Genomic DNA, 18445 nt, shown 5'->3' on the forward strand with positions numbered 1-18445 from the left:
CCTTAGACAAACATCTGCTGGAGCAGACCCTTTTTGAAATCCTGCATGCGGTCGACCTGAGCCTGCACCGCTGAGATTTTGGCATCCATGGCCGAGAGGGCTTCGACGATTTTGGCTTGTTCTTCGGGGTGGGGGAAGGGCAAGGGCATGTCCATGAAATCCCCCATAGAGATAGCCATCCGGTCGTGACGCGCGCCATAATTTGCAACTGACTTCATGTAGTCATGCCAAAAGGTTGTTTCGAAGAAGGTGTTAAAAAAGTCAGTGTTTGCTTCTTTGAAACGGAAAACCGTGTAGAGCGGTGACATAACGCCATCACCTACATCGTTTCTTTTTATCGGTCCAACCGGGGCTGTCACAGAAATCCGGGGATTGTAAACAAAATCGCCCAACTTGACGATGTAGTAGCCGCCAAGGTTTTCGGCGTTGGCAATATCCTTATCAAAGTAACTACCTTGATCGACCACGCCTTGCGCAGCAGAATTGGTCAAAACGCGCATGTATTGAAGATCGCCATTCTTGGCTTTGCAGCGTGTCGCCACCTCCCCCAACCGCTTTTCTTCCCACTCGGGAAAGGCGGTGCCGTCGGGTTGGGTGAAGCGGAGGGTTTGGCTGAACAGCGATTGCATCAGCCCACGTTTGTAGGTCTGCAACCCCAAAACCCGCGCCCGCAGCGCCGCAATCTTGGCGTCCACCGCGCCAAGGAAGGCGGCGATTTTCTTTTGTTCGGGGAGGCTGGGGGCGACAAGCCTCAGGCTTCTAAGGTTGTCATTATACAATCTAGCGATAGTTGTGTTTTCGGTTGTCCAGCGCGTGTTTTCATAGCAGTGAAATAAGAAGGCGTTTGAAACCTTCTCTTCGCCGTTCGCAACCCAAACGATATTCGAATCTTGAAAGTAGGCAGGGCTTCCATCAAAGATTACTAACCTTCCAATAGTTCCCGCCGCAGATATCAAGATATCGCCCACTTTTGGGTACGGGTATTTTTTCTTAAATTTCGCATATAGTTCTGTTGAGATGAAGGCGTCTGGCTCCTTCCCGAAAGTCCCAATCTTGTAAAATGGCACATCCCCGGTCGTGTTGGTTTCCTCTTTCATTATCCTCTTACACATCGAAACTGGACCAAGCTCACCAAGCTTTAGATGACCCCACTCCCCCCCAAACCCCGGAAACCGCAGCCGTGGCACGCTCCCACCTGTACCGCTCATGCCCCACCCCCCGGCAGCAGGTGAAAGCTGACCTGATAGCGGTAGAAATCAATGTTGGGGGCCACGCTCAGCGCGCGGCGCAGGCGAAGGTCATCTTCCAGCGCGATGATCACCCCGCGCACGGTCTGGCCCGGCTCGGCCAGTTCGGCCAGCACATAGCCCATATAGCGCTGTATCTGGCCAACCACCCGGTCACTCGCGCGGCCTCGTTTCAACTCGACCACCAGCAGCTCTTTCCCGTCCTTGCTGATCGCCAGAATGTCGATGGGGCCGGTGTCGGTGGGAAACTGCTGCCCGGTCGTCTCGCCTTCGATGGCGTATAGGGTGTGGGTCTTGCCCAAGGGCGTCGCAGCCCAATTGGCGGCAAGGAAATCTTCCAGATGACGTTCCAGCGCAAAGACGCTGACATCTTCGACATCGGGGTCAGAGGCGACCAAGGCAGGCGGCTGTTTGTCGCCCAAGATCGCCTCGATCTCGGGGCCATGCTTGGTGACGTTGCTGACCGTGCCAACCGACCCCATCGAGTTTTGCAGGGCCTCGCTCAGATCATTGCGGTGCACATATTTGCCGAACCAATGGACGGGGCGTTTGTGCGGCAGTTCATAGGTCGGGTCGTAGAAGTAATTGCCGCTGATCTCGCCAAAGTGGATATTGCCTTGGGTGTCGGGGGTCAGAACGATGTCGCCCTTTTGCGCACCATGGCAGATGGTGTGCAGCATGCCGCAAGCGAGCCCCGCCGCGACCTTTGACTTGCCGGGGTTCTGGGCAAGCCAGATGTCGCGCATGGCGGCGTTGAACTCTTGGAAGGTGGGCGGGAACTTTCCGGTCAGGTCGATGCCGAACAGAAACCCGGCAGCGATCCAGCCGCCTTGCAACCCATCGGCGGCATTGGCGCTTTTGCGCCCGAGCATGATGCGGCGGTATTCCTTTGGCGCGGTCATACCGGGGCCTCGATGCCAAGTTCGGCGCAGAAGGCAGCAATCTGGGCGTCAAGATCGGCCATGCCTTTGACGTTGGCTTTCAGTTCGGCGGCGACGGCGGCAAGATCAATTTGCGCCTCGGCCTCGAAGGTGTCGACGTAGCGGGGGATGTTCAGGTTGTAGTCGTTCTCGGCGATTTCGGACAGTCTGGCGCGGTGCGAGAACCGGGGTTCGACGACGCGCGAGCGGTAGGCTGTGACGATGCGTTCGATGTGTTCGGGCAACAGGACGTTCTGGTTCTTGGCCTTTTCAAAGCAAGTGCTGGCGTCGACGAACAGGATATCCTCGGGCCATTCGCGGCATTTCTTGAAGACCAGGATGCAGGTCGGGATCGAGGTGCCGTAGAAGATGTTCGCAGGCAGGCCGATCACCGCATCCAGCCAGTTGCGTTCCTTGATGATATATTCGCGGATATGCCCCTCGGCAGCACCCCGGAACAGCACGCCATGGGGCAAGATCACGGCCATGGTGCCGTTATCGTCCAGCTGGTGCAGCATGTGTTGAACAAAGGCGAAGTCTGCCTTGGACGCAGGGGCAAGGCGGCCATATTGGGCATAGCGATCATCGGTTAGCAGCAGCGGGTTGGCCGACCACTGCGCCGAAAAGGGCGGGTTGGCCACCACCGCCTCGAACCGCTTGTCGACGTGCTGGGGGTGTTCGAGCGTGTCTTCCTGTTTCAGGTTGAAGTTGCGGTAGTGGACGCCGTGCAGGATCATGTTCATGCGGGCAAGGTTGTAGGTCGTGCGGTTCATCTCCTGCCCGAAGAAATCGCCCACTGTCGCCTCTTTCGCCACGCGCAACAGGAGCGACCCCGAACCGCAGGTCGGGTCATAGACATTCTTAAGCCGTGTCTTGCCGGTGGTGACGATGCGGGCAAGGATGGTGGAGACTTCCTGCGGGGTATAGAACTCGCCCGCCTTCTTGCCCGCTCCGCTGGCGAACTGGCCGATCAGGTATTCATAGGCATCGCCCAGAACGTCGCTGTCGGCATTGGCCAGATCAAAGTCGATCTCGTCCAGATGGGTCAGAACCTTGGTGATCAGGGTGTTCTTGGCCTCCTCCGTCCGGCCAAGTTTCGAGGATGTCAGGTCCATGTCGGAAAAAAGGTCGTCGAAGTCATCCTCAGATTCGGTGCCCATGGTCGAGCGTTCGATGTTGTTCAGGATGCGGGCCAGGTCTTCCAGGATGAACTGCCCCGCCTGCGCCCCCCGCCTGGCCAGGGCACGGAACAGTTCGGACGGCTTGAGGAAATAACCCAGCTGTTCAATGGCGGCATCGGCCACAGCCTGCAGATAGGCGCGGCCTTCGTCGGTGTTTTCCTTGATGTCGGCAAAATCGATCCCGTCTTCGGTCAGGATCGAGTTGGCATAGAGGTGCAGCCTTTCGGACAAGTATTTGTAGAAGATGAACCCCAGGATGTAGTCGCGGAACTCATCCGCATTCATCTTGCCGCGCAGGGTGTTGGCGATATCCCAAAGCTTTTGCTCAAGTTTTTTCTTCTGGTCGTCGGTCATGGGGTCCCTCAACTTCCTCGGGGCACATTTCACCAATCTGCGGCAAAACTAAAGGCTTAACCGCTGGTCGGCCCCCGCATGAGTTCCGCCTGCCGTTCCTGAGAAACCATCAGGTAAGAACCGACCGTTGTGAGTTCGCTGTCGTGGCCGATGTTCTGTGAGAAGGCTTTGAACGCTTCGCGGGAGGTGAAGTAGCCGTCGGCCCATTTGACCAAGGTTTTGCGGAAAGAGTGAGGGGCAAAGGCGGGCAGGCCAGCGGCCACGAATGCGTCCTTGATCACCGATCGTATGGCGTCCGCATTGGCGTAGGTCTCGCGGGAAAAGCCGGTGACGGAAAAAGCCTGGTCGACTTGACCGATTTCCTGTTTGGGGAATAAGGCGTCTTCGTTGCCGAATAGCAGGTCATTGCGCAGGAAGGCGACCCAATCGACGAAAAATTCGCGATAGATGGGATCAACCGGCAAGAACCACGTCGTAAAACTCTTGGCGAACTTGGTGCGCACGTCGCGGGCATCCTGATAGGCGCAACCCTGCACAAGGTCGATGCGCTTGAGCCGGAAGGATGCGACCGCACCATCCCGCGATCCGGTCAGCATAAGAAACGCGAAAATCGCTTTGTCGCGGCGCTGAAGAGGTGTGGTGCTGGGCATCTGCACGAAGGCATGGCGGCACTGTTCCATTGTCGGATAGGCCGCGTCGCGCTGGGCATGGGCCACGCGAACGTCCTTGGCGTTTAGGTTGAAATATTCGGCGTCGCCATAGCTGATCCGCGATCGGTAGCCCGGCTGTCCGGCCAACCAGCTGACAAAAGCCTTCACCGCGCGAAGGGTGCCATCGATGGTTGCCTTGGACAGGGGCTTGGCGGTCCTGTTGTTCCGCGCGGCGCAAATCTCGGCTTTGAACTTCATTGCCTGATCGATATGGAAGCGCTTGAACGGCTTGAAGCCGGTGCTGCGTTCGAAGCGCAAGATTCCTTCTGCGGTTTTGTCCACCGTCGCCATATCGCAGCGCTTGGCTTCCCGCAGATATTGCAGATAGCGGCGCTTGATCCGTTCGTTTTCCTCGACAAATTTCCTAGCCATAGCGGTGCCCTTTCGAAGTGACAGTTTCAGAGAGGTTTCGACGTATCCCTTAGGCTGTCTTTCCGCCCTTCTCCGCCAACGCGAAAATTTCGCGGTAGTGGTCGATCTTCGCCCGGCTGATCATCCGGTTGCAGGTGCCGCCACAGGCCTCGCACAGGCCCATCAGCCGGGCCGTGGTGGCCGTCTGGGGAATGCAGTCCACCAACATGCCCATGGGGGTTCGTGGTGCCTTGCAGCTAAGGCAATAGAGTTGAGTGGGCTGCAGGGCCGCCTTGCGCTTTACCAATTGGGTCTGCCTGAATTCCTTCAGGTCCTCGCCCAAGATCAGATAGGGGCGCTGGGCGTTCATAATCCGCAGGCCCTTCTTGACCCAGTTGCGTATCGTGCCTTGAGAAACGCCCAGCGCTGTTCCTGCCTCCTCAAGGGTATAGCTGCGCGCGGCGCGCAAGGCGCGGTGGGACGATCGACTAACCATGATCAGACCGTGCCTGATGATGTGCTGGGACCGGTTGCGTCACTTGGCGCTGACCTTGGCTTTGAGCGCCTCCCAAGCCTCAATCTCGGAAAGCTTCCACCTTGTACAACCCGGCGAGAGTTTCACTGGGCGCGGAAAGGTCGGGTCCTCCCGCACCCAGCGGCGCGGAGTCAGATGGTGGACGCCGAAGCGTTCACCGATCTGGCGATCCGTGAGGTATGTTTCAGGCATATGCGACTCCATCGTTGCGAGATGGAGCAGACGTAATCCCATGTTGTTATTCAAAAAATCTGACAGGAAAAACTTCCGTATCGATACGGTGTTGGGATTATTTCCTGCCGGGAACGGAGAGCTTTGAATTCGCAGAAACGGCGATCGCCCAAGCAATTCCGAACTTACGCGCAGAAAGACCTGGCGCTACGATATCCTTGATCTGCGATCTTGTAAGCTTTTGATTTTCATTCCATGTCTGGAGAATGCGCTTTGAAACCGCGTCCGGCGACAAGTCCAATTTCGGCTGTGATGTGGTTTTTGGAACGCCACATAACTCCAACCAATCCAGCCTGCGTCCGTTTCTTGGCAGCGGCCAGCAAACTGGACAGCCATCGACCTTAGCAACGAAGGGAAGGATGTCTTCTAGATCGGCAAAATGTGCAAACTTCTTCGCATGGCTCAGATCGATTCTATAACCGGCGGCATTCACGAACGTAAAAGGGTCCTGCACATGATCAAGAATGCTCTGCCAGCCCTTGGGCCAGTCTTCGAACGGACCATCAAAGACATGATGCCGTTGAACCAGTAGTGCCGCAAGCTTTATAGCTCGCCCATCTGATGTGCTTGCGTAGAGATTGCGTTCCTGTTGATTCAGGAAACCTTGCATTAACCACTCGCAATAGGCCGCCTCGCGCTGCCAGTTTGGATCAGCATAGCCGAAGGTCTCGTCGCTAGGTATGCCGTGAGGTTCCGGGTCATCTGGATGGGGATTAGCTAGTCGCCATTCCCTTGCAAGCTCTGCAAAGACTTCCTTGATCTCAAATAGGCTTATGAAACCTTCAGGTGCGAACATCGCGAAGCGCCAGAACCCTACCCTCGGTGTTCCTGCTAGTCAGAAAGTTGGCCCAATCTGCCATCATCCTCCGCCGCTTGTCTATCATATCGCCTCGCCGGTATGACGCTTCGACAGCGTTACTGATCTTGTGGGCTAGTGCAACCTCGGCCATGTCGCCGGGGTAGCTTGTCCGCTCGGCGACCCAATCGCGAAATGTGGATCGCAATCCATGTGGCACTGCGGGGCGTTTGGACACACGGTCAAGGAAACCAGTGCCACTTTTCGCGATATCTGCCTCGCTCATGCGCCGCATAACCGCCGAAACCGTCATGTCCGACAACTGACCGCCCCGGGCAGCAGGGAACACCAATTCGTTGTCCTCCATGCGGGGCAGCGCCTTGAGAAGCGCAAGCGCTTCTTCGGTTAGCGGCACACGATGCTCCCGGCCCATCTTGATACGCGCGGCGGGAACGATCCACAGAGCTTTGTCCAGGTCGATTTCGTCCCAAGTCGCACCACGCACTTCCTGCGACCGGGTGGCCGTTAGCGCAAGGAATTCGAGCGCCCGCGCACCTAAGCCATCGCGCGCCTTGAGGGAAGCAAACCAGCGAGGTGCGTCTTCAAGAGTCAATGCGGGCTGATTACCCTCCTTCGCTACCTTTGATGGCGCGGGCAGAAGTTCCTTGAGGTTCCCGGCCCAGCGAGCAGGGTTGTCGCCCTTCCTGTGCCCCGCCACGGTCGCCCATGACAGGACACTTTCGATCCGGCCCCGCAGCCGCGATGCGGTTTCCGTCTTATCGTGCCAAAGGGGTTGCAGGACACGCAGCACGTCCCGCACGTCGATATCCTGCACCATCATCTTGCCCAAGACGGGCAGAGCGTAGTGTGTCAGCGTGTTCTGCCATTGCTGCCGGTGCTTGGCATTCTTGAAGGCATCCAGTTTTGCAGCCAGATATCGGCTCATTGCCGTCTCAAAGGTCAGCCCTCGCCCTGCCGCCGCGACAAGCGTGGCCTTCGCTGCGTGTCGTTCAGCAACGGGATCAACACCCCGCGCGATCTTGTCGCGGGCCTCGCGCGCCTTGTCGCGGGCTTGGGCAAGTGTCACTGTCGGGAAACCGCCCAGCCCGATATCCCGCCGCGCACTTCCAACCGTAGTTCGGAGTATCCATGATCGTCCGCCTTTCGGCGTGATCTGAAGATAGAGCCCTGTAACGCCACCTACAGAAAAAAGAGCGTTCCCCTTGCCCGATGGGTGCGAAAGGTTCCGCACTTCAAGCGCAGACAACTCTTCCGCGATCTTAGGCATGGAGGTATACCCATCATCTAACCCACTATAGGAAATGTAACCTCTCGCATGGGGTCGCACAAGCCTGCATAGGCGAGATGATGGGTTTTCCAGTGGAAACAAGCAGGTGCGCTACACTTACGCATCTGATCTCAAAAAGAAAAAACGCCAAAGTGGCGGGCACCCTCTCCGCCACTTGCCATCGCAAAAGCGTTCTCCGGATCCGGCTGAGGCCGGATTTTTCTGTTGTTCTTGAGAGTTATGCAGCGTGGGCTGAGCACCGTCGGTGGCTCCGGAAGGTCCAAAAGTGGTCTCTCATGGGCGATATTCTCCGGACCTCATGACTGCGCGGATTTGGTGAATAGCTTGCAACTATCAGAACATAATAGGTTTTTCCGACGCCCCACCTGAACACTTCGACACCAGTCGCGACCGGTGAAATGGAACTGAAATCCAACCTTGCCCGCGTGGCGACTAAGTGCGGTTTCGCCGATAAGCATGCGCGAAGCCGGCCATCCGGACGGCCAAATCTGAAGGAGACAAATGCCTTTTCTGCCGCCAGTCTCTTTTGCGAAAAGGGCGGAAAGCGGTCTTTCGCATGGGATGTCGAACGGTTTCAGCACTCGCCTAAAGCGGTCTTCCGTTCATGGTGCAGCTTTTCGGCCCAGTTCATTTTGGACGGGTTCTTCGTGTCGGTCAGAACACCAACATGGCCTGTCCGGACGGCACTGCCGAAGGTGTCAAACTACCTTATGTGCGGGGGGCGGACTATAGCCTCCGAGCCGTGAGGTCCGGATGCGCATTCTGACCATCGCTTCGGCCAACCCAACGGCGCAAGTCACACCATCAAGCACAGGCAACCCGTGTTCCTTGGCCAGAGCGTCCGCGAGGTCGGCCATTCCGGCGCAGCCCAAGACGATTGCTTCGGCGCGATCTTCTGCGACGGCACGTCCGATTTCTGCACTGATCCGGTTGCAGGCATCTGAACCGGGGTGTTCGAGTTCCAGCACCGCAACTTCGGAGGAGCGGACGCGGGAACAGCGAGCCATCAGGCCATAGCGGTGAAGGTTGTGTTCCAGCGCCGGCACGGAGCGCGCCAGGGTCGTCACGACAGAGAACTTGTTCGCGATCATCGAGGCCATGTGGTAGCCGGCCTCGCCGATGCCGATGACCGGCTTGTCGGTCAGGCAGCGCGCGGCGTCGAGCCCGGTGTCGTCGAAACAGGCGATGACCACGGCATCATAGTCGGGCGTCGTGCGAATGACGGTAAACATCCCCGCCAGCGACATAGCCTCGTCATAGAAGCCTTCGATGGATTCGGGCCCGCTGGTCGAATTGACGGCCAGTATATCGGTTCCTTCCGATGCAACCCGCCGTGCCGCCGCGCCGATCTTTTCCGTCATCGAGGTGGTCGTGTTGGGGTTCACCACAAGAATGCGCATTTACAGCTCACCCCCAAGGTAGGCGGCCTTGATCCGGTCATCGTGTATCAGGTCTTTCGACTCGCCCGACAACACCACCGAACCGGTCGACATGGCATAGGCGCGGCTGGAGATGGACAGCGCCATTCGACTGTTCTGTTCGACAAGGAGCACCGTGACCTTCTCGTCGCGGCTGATCGCCACGATGGCCCGGGCTATGTCCTGCACCAGTTTCGGCGCGATCCCGAGTGAGGGTTCGTCCAGAAGCAGAAGCTTGGGCTTGGCCATCAGTGCGCGCCCGATCACCATCATCTGCTGTTCGCCCCCCGAAAGCGTGCTGGCCTGTTGGCTGAACCGCTCCTTCAGTCGGGGAAACCGGGTCAGGACGCTTTCCAGCGTATTGGCGATACCCGCCTTGTCGGTGCGGGTGAAGGCGCCCATCAGGAGGTTGTCTTTCACTGACATGAAGGGGAATACCCGGCGGCCCTCGGGGACCATGGCGATGCCACGTTTCACGATCTCGGCAGCGGGTGTGCCATCCAGTCTTTCGCCCATGAAATGAATTGAACCGGACTTGATCTTCCGCAGCCCGGTAATCGCCCGCAGGATAGAGGACTTTCCGGCCCCGTTCGCCCCGATCAGCGCCACCGTCTCGCCCTCATTCAAGGTCAGCGACACACCCTTCAGCGCATAAACATGATCGTAGTAAAGCTCGACATCCTTGAAGTTCAGCATCTCTGTCATGGCCTAAATCCCAATCGCTGCGTCTTCGGAGCCGAGGTAGGCCTCGATCACCTTCGGGTTCGCTTGGATTTCTGCAGGCGTGCCCTCTGCGATCTTTTCGCCGAAATTGATGACCACGATACGGTCGGAGATCTTCATCACCGCGGGCATGTCATGCTCGACCAGCAGCACCGTGACCCCACGTTCGTCGCGCAGGCGGCGGACTTGGGTGACCATCTTCATCGTCTCGTCATGGTTCATTCCGGCGAAGGGTTCATCGAGGAGCAGGACCTTTGGATCGGTGGCAAGCCCAATCGCCATGCCGAGCGCCCGCAAATGTCCCTGTGGCAAGTTCGAGGCGAGTTCGTCCCGGATCGCCTGCAGGCCGAGGAAAGTGATGATTTCATCGGCGGAACGGCCGAATTCGGCTTCATCGGCGCGGGCTTGCTTGCTACCGAAGAAGAATCCGAGGAGCGAGGCCTTGGACCGCAAGTGGTGCGCGACGATGATGTTTTCGCGCACCGTCATCGACTTGAAGATGGTGGTTTCCTGGAAGGTGCGCACCACACCCATCCGCGCCACCTTATGCGGCGCCAGGTTGCTGATGCGCTGGCCGCGGAAAAGCACCTCGCCTGCGCTGGCTGGCACGAAGGATGCGATCAGCTTGAACAGCGTCGATTTACCGGCCCCGTTCGGCCCGATCACCGAAAGGATTTCGCGTTCGTTCACCTCGAAACTGATGTTATTGTTTGCGGTCAGGCCACCGTACTTCTTGGTGATGCCCTTGATTTGCAGGATCGGGCTCATTTACGGCCGCCTTTCCGGTCAAAGAGGCTGAGGACGCCGTTGGGCAGGACCAGCATCAGCGCGATCATGGCGCTGGAGTAGATGAGAAGCTGGTATTCCTTGGCGACAGACAGCAGGTCCCAGCCGAAATAGAGGAGAAAGGTCCCCAGCATTGGGCCGCCCACATAACCAAGCCCGCCGACGAAACAGTAGAGCATGAAGTTCACGCTGTCGGTTACCGCGAAGGAGGATGGGTAGATGGACTGCGAGATCGCCACGAAGACCGCCCCCGCCAAACCACCGAAGAAGGACGAGATCGCATAGGCCAGCACCCTCAGATAGGCGGTGTTGACCCCGATCGAGGCCGAAAGCTCCTCATTCTGTTGCAGGCTGCGGCAGAGGTGACCCAGCCTTGAATTCACGATCCGCCAAAGCACCAGATAGGTCAGAACCATCAGCGTCACGGCCAGAAGATAGAAGGCCAGCTTCGGGCTTTCCATCGAAGCGAAATCGGGGATCAGCGTCAGGCCGAAGATCGGCAGCTCGCCCGGCAGCGGGATCGAGGTGATCCCCTTGGCGCCGTTCGTAACCGGCAAAGCCAGTGCGGTCAGCCGCGCCACCTCGGTCAGCACGAGGGTGATCATGGCGAAGTAAACGCCGCGCAGCCGCAGGATAGGCAGGCCGATAAGCACCGACACCGCCGCGCAGAAGATCCCGGCCAGAGGCAAGGTCGCCCAGAAGGAAAAGCCCGCCTGGGTCATCAGCACTGCCGAGACATAGCCCCCCATCAGCGCATAGGCGCCCTGGCCGATGTTAATGCGGCCGATATAGAAGGTAAGCCAAACGCCGGCCGCCCCGATTGACAGGAGCGCGACCGAAGTCAGCGTGTAGTAAAGATCCCAGCGGCCTGTGGCGCTTATGACGACGGGGATCAGGACGAAGATCGCCAGGAGAAAGGCCGCCAGGCCGGCATAGGTCTTGTTCATCATCTCAACCCCACGGCTTGCCCATCAGCCCTTGTGGGCGGAAGGCCAGGAAGACCATCAGCGAGGCGAAGATCACCAGATAGGTGATGTCGCCATAGGCCGCCAGAACCGTCAGGCCGATGCTTTCCATCATGCCCAGGATGAACCCTCCGGCAATGGCGCCGGAAATCACGCCCGCGCCCCCGATCATGATCATCATGAAGGCCTTGACCGAGGTCGGCCCACCCATGCCAAGGTTGATCCCAGTGATCGTGACCAATAGCCCGCCGACGAGGCCCGCCAGCATCGCGCCAAGCGCAAAGCCGATCATCGAATAGCGGTCGACATCGACGCCCATCAACTGCGCGGCCATCCGGTCCTGCGCAAGAGCCCGCATCGCGCGGCCCGCCTTCGTATATTGCATTAGCGCGATGAACCCAGCGATCATCGCGATAGCCAGGACCAGGATCAGGATCCGGTCGTAGGGCATGATGATCCGCATGTCCCAATTGAAGACACCGTTCAGGATCTTCGGCACGCCGCGCTGCTTTTCGCCGAACAGTAGCAGGATCACCGCGTCCAGGAAAAAGGCGATGCCGGCCGCCAGCAGCATGGTGCTTTCATCACGTTTCGATTTCCGGATCACTGGTCGAAAAAGGAAAACCTCGATCAGCGCGCCCATCACGGCAAGGATTATGGCAGATGCGACAAGTCCCAGGATGAAGGGCAGGCCCCATTGCGCGACAACAGTATAAGTGACGAAGCCGCCGAAGACATACATCTGCCCGTGGGCAAAGTTCAGGACATTCATCAGCGAGAAGATCAGCGTCAGCCCGAGCGCAATCAGGGCGTATTGGGCGCCGAGATAGAGCCCATTGGCGAGGATCTGTTCCATCTGGAACCCTTTCTGGTGAGGGCGGGGCCCGGAAACGAGGAGATACCGGGCCCCTTGGTGACGCAGGTGAGAGACCTGCGTCAACGATCAGTCACGCAGGTCGGTGCGATCAGTCCACTTGCGCCACAAACAGCGTCTCGAAGGCGCCGTTGTTGAAGGTGTTAACCACCAGAGGCACCGAGACTTGGCGCTTCTGCCCGAAGGAGGTGGTGCCGACATATTTCAACTTGGCATCACCGACCATATAGGGGTTCGGGGCCTCGAACGTGTCCATGGTCTTCTTGAATTCCTCGACATTATCGATTGCCGCGGGATTAGCCGCCATCGTCGCCAGGATATATTCCAGCGCATAGACCTTCGTGTTCGACTCGTCGTTGTATTCTCCGAACATCTTGGTGTAGCGGTCAACGAATTCGCGCATCGCTTCCGACGCCAGTTCTGGCGTGGAGGCGCCGCCGACCGAGATGAAGCCGTTGGCCAGCTCGCCCGCACCTTCCTGCAGCACGGCAGCGTCCTGTGCGGTCTCTGTCGAGATGAGGCCCGCGTAACCCAGTTCGCGCGCGGAACGGATCAGCTGCGGTGCGTTTGCGGGGGACACGCCAGACAGGACGAGAAGGTCAGGCGCGGTCTGGATCACCGGCAGCAGCACCGGGGTGAAGTCGGTCGTGTCGACCTGGTAGGTCACGCTGTCGGACACGACTTCCAGCCCCAGCGCCTTGGCGGCGGCCGACCCGCTGTCACGTTGGCTCAATGGGTCGGATTCATTGGCGGCAACGAAGGCCACCTTCTTCACCCCATTGTTATCCATCAGATATTTGTAGATGGCGGGTCCGGACTGATAGTTGGCAACCATCCCCAGAACCGCGTTCGAGGCGGGCGCGGTGTAGAGTTCTTTCGGGAAGGCATAGGGGAAATACATGATCCCGTTCTGCTCGGCCACCGGGCGGACGGCGGCAGCGCCATCATCGACGTTCGGACCGACGACATAGTGGATGCCAGCTTGCGCCATCTGCTCCATGCCCGCAATAGCGCGCTTAGGGTCTTTCTGGTCGTCGAACGAGACGATCTCGACGTCATATTTGGTGCCGCCGATGTCATAACCGCCGGTCTCGTTGATCCAGGCGGCGCGGGTTTCCATCGAACGCTGGTTCGATGTGCCCCAGGCGGCGGCCGGGCCCGAGGTCACACCGACGAAGCCGATCTTCAGAACCGGGTTTTCGGCAAAAGCAGTGCCAAAGAGAGCAAAGCTGGCAACCGTGACCAGCGCGGTGGTCTTCAGAATGGTACGACGATGCATGTGGCAAACTCCCTGTGAGCCAGATGGTGGATGGAAGTCTCGTCCCCCTTTGGGGATCTTTTCCTGAAGCTTGTCATTTTGTTAACAATCACGTCAACAAAATTTTTCCTTATTGCGAACTCTTAACCGAGATTGATAGAGATACCTTTGTTAACTATCTGGCTGTAGTTGCTGCGAAACTATTCAGGCATGGTCCAAATGACTGCTGCGCCCCGATCCATTGACGACCTGTCAGGCGTCGATGAAATTGCCGAAGAAGACATCGTCGACCGCATTTTCGAAGCTGTTGTCGAACAACGTCTGCCACCTGGTACGAAGCTGTCCGAATCGGTGCTGTGCGAGGCTTTCGGAGTCGGACGCATGCGCATCCGGCGTGCGCTACTGTTGCTTGCCAGCCGCGAAGTGGTCGATCTGCAAGCCAACCGTGGCGCCTTCGTAGCGTCGCCGTCGCCGCAACAGGCGCGAGAGGTTTTCGAAGCGCGCATGACGATGGAGCCGACGATCGCGCGTCTTGCCGTGGAGCGGGCCTCGGTCGAAGATATTGCAAACCTTTCCGCCCATCTGATGAAGGAACACGCGGCGCACCACGAGGACAGCCGACAGGAAGCGATCCGCCTGTCGGGCCAGTTTCATCTGCTACTGGCCCAGATCGCCGCAAATTCTGTGATGCTGCGAATGATGAAGGAACTGGTCACACGTACATCGCTGATCATCGGGATCTTTGGGGCGCCCAGCGTGACGAACTGTCGGGACGATGATCATGAGCGGATCCTGAATGCGTTCAAGACGCGTGACGGCAAGGCCGCTGCCGATCTGATGGCCGAGCATTTGCGTGTGATCGAGGGGAGCCTTGAGCTCGGCAACAAGACAGGCGGCGCGGTCGATCTGGTGAATTTGTTCAAGCGGAAGTAGCCTGAGCGCGCGCCCAGAAATTTGCTGAGCCGCCTTATCCTTCGGCGCTCATGAAGCGACACGAACGCGAAGATCAATCGGTCCCAAATGGCTGCTTTTTGAAAGCTGGAAGTGCCAAACGATGTACTCGCCCAGTGACGGCTATGGGCCGGATGCGTCGATCAACAAAGGCCTGATCGCTGCTCCATCCACTCCAACGGAAACGGCTCCCGCACCCGCGCCAGCGTCACCTCCGGTCCCTGCAAGCCATCGAGGATCGCCTCGACAATGTCGGGCGCGAGCAGAGAGAGCCGCAGGACTCGCGTCATGTAGGACGGCGCGATCCCCTCGCGTTCGGCCAGTTCGGCGATGGTGGCGAACGCGCCGGTCTCCAGCATGCGCTTCCAACGGAAGGCGCGCGCCAGCGCCTTGATCAACGTGCTATCGGTCCGGCGCGGTTGCGTGGCACCTTCGGGCATCTGCATCTCCTTGCGCCCGCCGCGCTTCACGATCCGGAACGGGACATGGAGCGTCATAGTCTCCGGGATCGGTGTGCTGCGGTTCATGCGGCCGCCTCGATGCCACCGGCCAGCATCTCGCGCGCGAGGCCGCAGAGCCCGTCGACGCGCAGCCGGACGTTGAGCCCAGCCGTGCCGATGTCCACGCGCTCGACCAGCAGCGTGACGATGCGCGCCTGCTCGGCGGGGAACAGTTCGTCCCAAAGCGGGTCGAGCTGGATCAGTGCCTCGCGGGCATCGGCTTCTGTGACGTCGACGACTCGGCCGCGTGCAGCCTTCCAAATCCCCTCAACGATCTCCGGCTGGCGGAACACGGCGCGCAGTTGGTCGATGACGGCTGCTTCGACCTCAACAGCGGGCACGCGACCCACTGGGCATGACCTGGCACCATGTTTCAACACCGCCTGGCTGACATAGTAGCGATAGAGCCTGCCACCCTTGCGGGTATGCGTCGGCGAGAAGGCTGCGCCGTCGGGGCCATAGAGCAACCCCTTCAGCAGTGCGGGCGTGTTGGCGCGGGTGCGGGCAGCGCGCTTGCGGGGGCTTTCCTGCAGGATGGCGTGAACTTTCTCCCAAGTCTCGCGGTCGATGATCGCGTCGTGCTCGCCGGGGTAGCTGTCGCCCTTGTGTACCGCCTCCCCGATATAGGCGCGATTGCTGAGCATCCGGTAGAGATACTTCTTGTCGATCCAGTTGCCCCGTGGCGTGGCAATGCCCCGCGCGCCGACCTCACGGGCCAGCATCGTGCAGGAACCGATCTCGAGGAAGCGCGCGAAGATCCAGCGCACGTTCGCGGCGGCCTCCTCGTCGACGACCAGCTTCCGGTTTTCGACGCGGTAGCCGAAGGGCGGCACCCCGCCCATCCACATACCCTTCTTGCGGCTGGCGGCCACCTTGTCGCGGATGCGCTCGGCCGTGACCTCGCGTTCGAACTGGGCGAAGGACAGCAGGATGTTCAGCGTCAGCCGCCCCATCGACGTGGTCGTGTTGAAGGATTGGGTCACCGAGACGAAGGTCACGCCGTTGCGGTCGAACACCTCGACCAGTTTGGCGAAGTCGGCGAGCGACCGGCTGAGACGGTCGATCTTGTAGACCACCACCACATCGACCAGTCCGTCCTCGATGTCGGCCATCAACCGCTTCAGGCCGGGGCGTTCCAACGTGCCGCCAGAGATACCGCCGTCGTCATATTGATCGCGGACCAGCACCCAGCCCTCGGACCGCTGGCTGGCGATGTACGCCTCGCAGGCCTCGCGCTGGGCGTGGAGCGAGTTGAACTCCTGTTCCAACCCTTCCTCGGAGGATTTGCGGGTGTAGATGGCGCAGCGCAGCTTGCGGACCACCTTGTCGGCTTTGTCGAGGGCGTTCATCTCCGCCCCCTGTGGTTCTTTAGTCCGAAAAAGGTCCAGCCGTTCCAGCGCGTGCCGGTGATTGCCCGGGCGATGGCGGACAGCGACTTGTAGGGCCGCCCTTGCCATTCGAAGCCATCGGCGGTGACCGTGACGACATACTCGACACCCTGCCATTCGCGCAGCAGCCGCGTGCCGGTGATGGGTCGGTCGCGGTCGAGGCGCAGTCCGCGCTTCTTCTTGTCCCCTCCATCGAGTTCCTCGCCCAGCCGTTCCAGCCGCCGGATCGTCTCGGGCTTCAGCCCGCCATAGGCGAGTTCCTGGATGCGGTACGCCAGGCGGGACTCGAGGTAGCGGCGGTTGAAGGGCGGCGGCTCACTGTCGAAGAGATCGCGCCACTCAGCCTTCAGGTCGGGCGTCGGCATGGTCTTCAGTGCGGCCAGGCGTGCGGGGATGGGATCGTGGGTCATGCAACTCTCCGGTCAGGTCGGGTTGCATGACCGCTCCGGTCGACCCGATGTCCAAGCGAACTCTCTCCCTCCGGTGCGAATAGTTCGCTTGACTGGCGGGCCATCAGCCGGATCAGCCCCTGCGCCAGGAGCCGACACAACTCAGCCCGACGTTCCTTGGGGGTCATCAGTGTAGGGGACAGGGGGTTCATCCGGACCTTCCCGGAACATTCGCGCTCCGTCGCCCGCCTTCTTCGAAGGCCACCACGTCGCTCAACTGGTAACGGATCGAGCCACCGATCTTGATGAACACGGGGCCATACCGTTCAGCTCGCCAGCGCTGCAACGTCCGGGTGGATATCCGCCATCTATCGGCGAGTTCGCGTTCGCTCAGGAGCGAAGACGACGTGTGGTCATCGGGTTTTGGTGAGCCTGCTCTTTCCATGATCGCCTTACCTCGTTTCTTGTCTGCAGGCAGCGTGGCATGACGTCGATCGGCTGTACGGAAACAGCGACTGGTCAAAGGCGATCAGGCGTAAGCGATAGAATTGACTGTAAAAAATGCGAGGTATTCGCTGAGCGATTAACCGAGGTCCGCATCCCATCCTTCCGGCAACAGCTCCGCTCCGCGTCGGAGATACTTCCGGACAGTTTCCGGCGTAGCCGACAGGCCGAACTTCGCCATGACATCAGCGATTTCCCCGGGGATCGGGCTACGTGCCTGGTCGGGTCGATAGCCATATGCGTCGATCGCGATGGCAGTGAGCAGCTGGGCGATCATGTCGATCTCGCGCTTGTCCGGTTTGGCAGAGGCGACCGAGCCGTTTGCGACGTCCTGCTTTTCCTTTGTGTGGGGATCGCCGTGATACCGCCGCAGCAACCGGACAAATTCGGGATGGGCCTTAAAATCGACCTTGTCCATCCAGATCAGGAAATCCCGCGGCTGAATGCGCCATCCGTGTTTCTGAGGATCGAATTTTCGATCGAGGAGTTCATGGGTCTTCAAAAGGAACAGGATGGATTCCCATTGATTTGTGCGATCTCGGCCGCGCAGGGACTTCAGCTCCTCCGCTGAATACTCCTTTGGCTCGATGCCGAGCGAGAGGCATGTCATCTCCGCTACCGAGAAGGTTGGCATCTTGGCCCAGTGCTCGAAGTCGGCGATGTGATCTGGGTGACCGAAGCCGCCCGCATACCAGGAGGGAAGTCGAGACGCTTCGCTGATCTCGCTGTAGAGAAAGTTATCCCATAGCTTCTTCAACTGCTTGTGATCGACATGACCGCGATCGAACAGGGCGTCGATCTGATCGTCCGGAAACTCCCGCAGCCTGGCTCTGCATAGCGAACCCAGCTCTCGCCGCCTTGTCGCGCAGAGCTCGAATATCCCTGGATCAAAGGGCCCGACGGTCTGGATGATTTGGGGCGCTTCCCACGCCAGCAGGCGACCCATCTTCTGTCGCAGGAGTTCCATGCGACGGTCATCTAGGGTCAGGACCCATTGATCTGCTTGAGGCTGCCGCTGCTGCGTGATTCAAGGCCCCGAACTGACGGGGGTGATG

20 protein-coding genes are annotated in these 18445 nt (G+C 59.2%); 1 reads left to right on the forward strand and 19 read right to left on the reverse strand.

Annotated elements, in window-relative coordinates; all coding sequences use genetic code 11:
- Positions 1-2 precede the first annotated feature (2 nt).
- From OU426_RS14235 to OU426_RS14300, 14 genes are all read right to left on the reverse strand, one after another.
- Entirely contained in the window at positions 3-1208 is a 1206-nt protein-coding gene (locus OU426_RS14235; protein WP_267634694.1) for a restriction endonuclease subunit S, read from the reverse strand.
- Entirely contained in the window at positions 1205-2149 is a 945-nt protein-coding gene (locus OU426_RS14240) for an endonuclease NucS domain-containing protein (protein ID WP_267634695.1), read from the reverse strand. The genes OU426_RS14235 and OU426_RS14240 overlap by 4 nt, the downstream gene beginning before the upstream one ends.
- Positions 2146-3702, reverse strand: coding sequence for a type I restriction-modification system subunit M (locus OU426_RS14245; protein WP_267634696.1), 1557 nt, complete (start codon positions 3700-3702; stop codon positions 2146-2148). The genes OU426_RS14240 and OU426_RS14245 overlap by 4 nt, the downstream gene beginning before the upstream one ends.
- A 56-nt stretch (positions 3703-3758) precedes the next feature.
- On the reverse strand, positions 3759-4784 hold the full coding sequence (locus OU426_RS14250) for a site-specific integrase (protein ID WP_267634697.1): 1026 nt from the start codon (positions 4782-4784) through the stop codon (positions 3759-3761).
- A gap of 49 nt (positions 4785-4833) precedes the next feature.
- Entirely contained in the window at positions 4834-5232 is a 399-nt protein-coding gene (locus tag OU426_RS14255; RefSeq protein WP_267634698.1) for a helix-turn-helix domain-containing protein, read from the reverse strand.
- A 66-nt stretch (positions 5233-5298) separates the two neighbouring features.
- Positions 5299-5490, reverse strand: a complete 192-nt coding sequence (locus OU426_RS14260) for a helix-turn-helix transcriptional regulator (RefSeq protein WP_267634699.1) — start codon at positions 5488-5490, stop codon at positions 5299-5301.
- 97 nt (positions 5491-5587) lie between these two features.
- Positions 5588-6325: a hypothetical protein gene (locus OU426_RS14265; protein ID WP_267634700.1), complete on the reverse strand. Its 738-nt coding sequence runs from the start codon at positions 6323-6325 to the stop codon at positions 5588-5590.
- Positions 6312-7613, reverse strand: coding sequence for a tyrosine-type recombinase/integrase (locus tag OU426_RS14270; protein ID WP_267634701.1), 1302 nt, complete (start codon positions 7611-7613; stop codon positions 6312-6314). Before OU426_RS14270 ends, OU426_RS14265 begins: the two co-directional genes overlap by 14 nt.
- Before the next feature lie 719 nt (positions 7614-8332).
- Positions 8333-9034, reverse strand: a complete 702-nt coding sequence (locus OU426_RS14275) for an aspartate/glutamate racemase family protein (RefSeq protein ID WP_267634702.1) — start codon at positions 9032-9034, stop codon at positions 8333-8335.
- Positions 9035-9757 (reverse strand): ABC transporter ATP-binding protein, encoded by a 723-nt coding sequence (locus OU426_RS14280; RefSeq protein ID WP_267634703.1) that lies wholly within the window; start codon positions 9755-9757, stop codon positions 9035-9037.
- A 3-nt stretch (positions 9758-9760) separates the two neighbouring features.
- Positions 9761-10543 carry an ABC transporter ATP-binding protein gene (locus tag OU426_RS14285; protein WP_267634704.1) on the reverse strand — a complete coding sequence of 261 codons (783 nt, stop codon included), beginning with the start codon at positions 10541-10543 and terminating at the stop codon, positions 9761-9763.
- Entirely contained in the window at positions 10540-11511 is a 972-nt protein-coding gene (locus OU426_RS14290) for a branched-chain amino acid ABC transporter permease (RefSeq protein ID WP_267634705.1), read from the reverse strand. Before OU426_RS14290 ends, OU426_RS14285 begins: the two co-directional genes overlap by 4 nt.
- A 1-nt stretch (position 11512) precedes the next feature.
- Complete coding sequence (locus OU426_RS14295) at positions 11513-12382, reverse strand: branched-chain amino acid ABC transporter permease (RefSeq protein WP_267634706.1); 870 nt, start codon at positions 12380-12382, stop codon at positions 11513-11515.
- 109 nt (positions 12383-12491) lie between these two features.
- A complete protein-coding gene (locus tag OU426_RS14300) occupies positions 12492-13679 on the reverse strand; it encodes an ABC transporter substrate-binding protein (protein ID WP_267634707.1) in 1188 nt (395 codons plus the stop codon).
- A gap of 198 nt (positions 13680-13877) precedes the next feature.
- Between OU426_RS14300 and OU426_RS14305 the strand changes: the two genes are divergently transcribed.
- Positions 13878-14591: a GntR family transcriptional regulator gene (locus tag OU426_RS14305; protein ID WP_267634708.1), complete on the forward strand. Its 714-nt coding sequence runs from the start codon at positions 13878-13880 to the stop codon at positions 14589-14591.
- A 161-nt stretch (positions 14592-14752) separates the two neighbouring features.
- Here the strand turns inward: OU426_RS14305 and OU426_RS14310 are convergent, their stop codons facing one another.
- The 5 genes from OU426_RS14310 to OU426_RS14330 all read right to left on the reverse strand — a co-directional run bounded on the left by OU426_RS14310 (position 14753) and on the right by OU426_RS14330 (position 18357).
- On the reverse strand, positions 14753-15136 hold the full coding sequence (locus OU426_RS14310) for a ParB/RepB/Spo0J family partition protein (protein WP_267634709.1): 384 nt from the start codon (positions 15134-15136) through the stop codon (positions 14753-14755).
- Positions 15133-16458: a recombinase family protein gene (locus tag OU426_RS14315; RefSeq protein WP_267634710.1), complete on the reverse strand. Its 1326-nt coding sequence runs from the start codon at positions 16456-16458 to the stop codon at positions 15133-15135. The genes OU426_RS14310 and OU426_RS14315 overlap by 4 nt, the downstream gene beginning before the upstream one ends.
- Positions 16455-16907 carry a DUF2924 domain-containing protein gene (locus OU426_RS14320; RefSeq protein WP_267634711.1) on the reverse strand — a complete coding sequence of 151 codons (453 nt, stop codon included), beginning with the start codon at positions 16905-16907 and terminating at the stop codon, positions 16455-16457. The genes OU426_RS14315 and OU426_RS14320 overlap by 4 nt, the downstream gene beginning before the upstream one ends.
- Before the next feature lie 187 nt (positions 16908-17094).
- Positions 17095-17331, reverse strand: a complete 237-nt coding sequence (locus OU426_RS14325; protein WP_267634712.1) for a helix-turn-helix transcriptional regulator — start codon at positions 17329-17331, stop codon at positions 17095-17097.
- 138 nt (positions 17332-17469) lie between these two features.
- On the reverse strand, positions 17470-18357 hold the full coding sequence (locus tag OU426_RS14330; protein ID WP_267634713.1) for a hypothetical protein: 888 nt from the start codon (positions 18355-18357) through the stop codon (positions 17470-17472).
- Positions 18358-18445 lie beyond the last annotated feature (88 nt).

The sequence above is a fragment of the Frigidibacter sp. RF13 genome (genome assembly GCF_026626305.1).
In the GTDB taxonomy this organism is placed as follows: Bacteria; Pseudomonadota; Alphaproteobacteria; order Rhodobacterales; family Rhodobacteraceae; genus TMP-24.

Bases quoted from the DNA above. Each gene is read 5' to 3' on its own strand.
- OU426_RS14235 (WP_267634694.1), bottom strand. From the start codon at position 1,208: ATGAGCGGTACAGGTGGGAGCGTGCCACGGCTGCGGTTTCCGGGGTTT.
- OU426_RS14240 (WP_267634695.1), bottom strand. From the start codon at position 2,149: ATGACCGCGCCAAAGGAATACCGCCGCATCATGCTCGGGCGCAAAAGC.
- OU426_RS14245 (WP_267634696.1), bottom strand. From the start codon at position 3,702: ATGACCGACGACCAGAAGAAAAAACTTGAGCAAAAGCTTTGGGATATC.
- OU426_RS14250 (WP_267634697.1), bottom strand. From the start codon at position 4,784: ATGGCTAGGAAATTTGTCGAGGAAAACGAACGGATCAAGCGCCGCTAT.
- OU426_RS14260 (WP_267634699.1), bottom strand. From the start codon at position 5,490: ATGCCTGAAACATACCTCACGGATCGCCAGATCGGTGAACGCTTCGGC.
- OU426_RS14265 (WP_267634700.1), bottom strand. From the start codon at position 6,325: ATGTTCGCACCTGAAGGTTTCATAAGCCTATTTGAGATCAAGGAAGTC.
- OU426_RS14270 (WP_267634701.1), bottom strand. From the start codon at position 7,613: ATGCCTAAGATCGCGGAAGAGTTGTCTGCGCTTGAAGTGCGGAACCTT.
- OU426_RS14275 (WP_267634702.1), bottom strand. From the start codon at position 9,034: ATGCGCATTCTTGTGGTGAACCCCAACACGACCACCTCGATGACGGAA.
- OU426_RS14280 (WP_267634703.1), bottom strand. From the start codon at position 9,757: ATGACAGAGATGCTGAACTTCAAGGATGTCGAGCTTTACTACGATCAT.
- OU426_RS14285 (WP_267634704.1), bottom strand. From the start codon at position 10,543: ATGAGCCCGATCCTGCAAATCAAGGGCATCACCAAGAAGTACGGTGGC.
- OU426_RS14290 (WP_267634705.1), bottom strand. From the start codon at position 11,511: ATGATGAACAAGACCTATGCCGGCCTGGCGGCCTTTCTCCTGGCGATC.
- OU426_RS14295 (WP_267634706.1), bottom strand. From the start codon at position 12,382: ATGGAACAGATCCTCGCCAATGGGCTCTATCTCGGCGCCCAATACGCC.
- OU426_RS14300 (WP_267634707.1), bottom strand. From the start codon at position 13,679: ATGCATCGTCGTACCATTCTGAAGACCACCGCGCTGGTCACGGTTGCC.
- OU426_RS14305 (WP_267634708.1), top strand. From the start codon at position 13,878: ATGACTGCTGCGCCCCGATCCATTGACGACCTGTCAGGCGTCGATGAA.
- OU426_RS14310 (WP_267634709.1), bottom strand. From the start codon at position 15,136: ATGAACCGCAGCACACCGATCCCGGAGACTATGACGCTCCATGTCCCG.
- OU426_RS14315 (WP_267634710.1), bottom strand. From the start codon at position 16,458: ATGAACGCCCTCGACAAAGCCGACAAGGTGGTCCGCAAGCTGCGCTGC.
- OU426_RS14320 (WP_267634711.1), bottom strand. From the start codon at position 16,907: ATGACCCACGATCCCATCCCCGCACGCCTGGCCGCACTGAAGACCATG.
- OU426_RS14325 (WP_267634712.1), bottom strand. From the start codon at position 17,331: ATGGAAAGAGCAGGCTCACCAAAACCCGATGACCACACGTCGTCTTCG.
- OU426_RS14330 (WP_267634713.1), bottom strand. From the start codon at position 18,357: ATGGAACTCCTGCGACAGAAGATGGGTCGCCTGCTGGCGTGGGAAGCG.